Source organism: Streptomyces sp. NPDC060198, assembly GCF_042728415.1.
Classification (GTDB): domain Bacteria; phylum Actinomycetota; class Actinomycetes; order Streptomycetales; family Streptomycetaceae; genus Streptomyces.
This window is the reverse complement of sequence record NZ_JBHWZJ010000666.1, coordinates 1-1,590: the sequence shown is the minus strand read 5'-3', so window position 1 is coordinate 1,590 and position 1,590 is coordinate 1. Positions and strand designations below refer to the sequence as shown.

The window sequence follows — 1,590 nt, the reverse complement described above, 5'->3', positions numbered from 1 at the left end:
CCCCGCGTGTGGTGCGGCTCCCGAACCGGGTCTTCGCGGACGTCGGTACGGCGGTATGGGGATTCTCCGCGCGGTCTCCCGCGCGGTCCTTCGAAACGGTGCGCAGCGCGGATGTCCCGCGCGGCGCACCGCGGTTCAGCTCACTGCGTTCAGCCGGCGGCGATCTGAGCCATGCTGCCGCGACGTGCTTGCGGCTGCAACGGCACTCCCGTTGCCTGCTGGTTGCGGCGGGGCTGTGCGCCCGCGCCGCTCTGGACGTCCATCACGGCATGCGCCACGAGGCCGCCCATCGGGTCGTGCCTGATCAGGTCCCGGAGGCGGGAGCGTGATGAACGCCCCTCGTTCCCCGGGTACAGGTGCTTGCCGAGTCCGACCGCGTGGGCCAGCGCGGCAAGCGCCGCGGTCCGCGGGTCCGGCGGTACACCGGTGCGGATCGCACTGTCCAGCCGGGATCTGATGTCCCTGCTGACTGCCGTGTCCGTCGCCTGGTAGCGAGTCGTCGGCAGCACTCCGCACATCTGGCCCGCCACGGCATGCACCATGCCGCACCGCTCCAGATGAGCGAGATAGACCTGACGGAGCCCCAGTCGGGGTCCGCCGATCCAGTGGACCGCCCGTACCGGGCTGCCGCGTCTGCGCAGCAGTTCCAGTGCGGAGTCCAGTGTCGGATCTCCAGTCGGCCGTGGCATCACCACGGCGATACGATCCCCGTCAGGGGCTATCCGACCTGCCAGAGCCAGCTCCACTAGCTGTGCTCCGGCGAGGCCGAGGTCGAGCGACTGCGGCTGCGCCGTGGTACCCGTGGTCGGGTCCAGAGCGAGCAGCAAAAGCTCTTCCGGAATTGTTCTGCGGCTCCTGCCCATCCATGCCTCCCCGCGTGGATGAGTGACAGGGTGACCCCTCTCACAACTGTCTGTCGAGAGCGCCTGTCAGCTTTGTACGGGAACCAGTAGGTATGTCGTTCTCGTCTAGCAGCTGAAGCCAGGGTTCACACAGGACACTGGTACACGGTTCGGACAGCGGGGGCAGTCCCCGCAGCTTTAAGAGGAGGCATTGGTGGCGGGCGAGTCCCCCGGCAAGTCGGAGCAGTCGAAGTCCTCGGGGGCGGCTCCGGAGGAACGCGACCCCAGGCTCTCCGTGTTCCGCGAACCCGCCGGACCGAGCGACGACACAGTCGGTGACGCGGCGGACGGCGATACCGGTTCCGGGACGGACGGTGCTTCCCCCGCGGACGGCGATACCGGCACTCCCGCGGAGCCGGACACTCCCGCGGAGCCGGACACGGACACGGACACGGACACGGGCGCGGAGCCGGACACGGGCGCGGGCGCGAAGCCTGAGGCCGCCGACGCGGAGCCGGACACGGACGCGGGCGCGAAGCCTGAGGCCGCCGACGCGGAGCCGGCAGCCGAGGCGGAGCCGGACTCCGCCACCGCGGTGTTCCGCTTTCGCGTTCCGGTCCCGTCGGCGGACGAGGCCGCGTCCGCCGACGGGCCCGAGCCCGAGGCCGAGAACAGCGACGAGGGCACGGACGCCGCAGCGGTTCCGGACGCGGACGACGCGACGGCGGACGCCACCGAGGCCGAGGAC

General features: G+C 70.9%; 1 protein-coding gene and 1 pseudogene. One reads left to right on the top strand and one right to left on the bottom strand.

Annotated features, from left to right (window positions below):
- Window positions 1-149: 149 nt before the first annotated feature.
- A complete protein-coding gene (locus ACFWEP_RS34580; RefSeq protein WP_387376256.1) occupies window positions 150-863 on the bottom strand; it encodes a GPP34 family phosphoprotein in 714 nt (237 codons plus the stop codon).
- 193 nt (window positions 864-1,056) lie between these two features.
- On the opposite strand from ACFWEP_RS34580, the pseudogene ACFWEP_RS34575 reads away from it, so the two are divergent.
- A pseudogene (locus ACFWEP_RS34575) lies at window positions 1,057-1,590 on the top strand (D-alanyl-D-alanine carboxypeptidase); the annotation flags it as partial.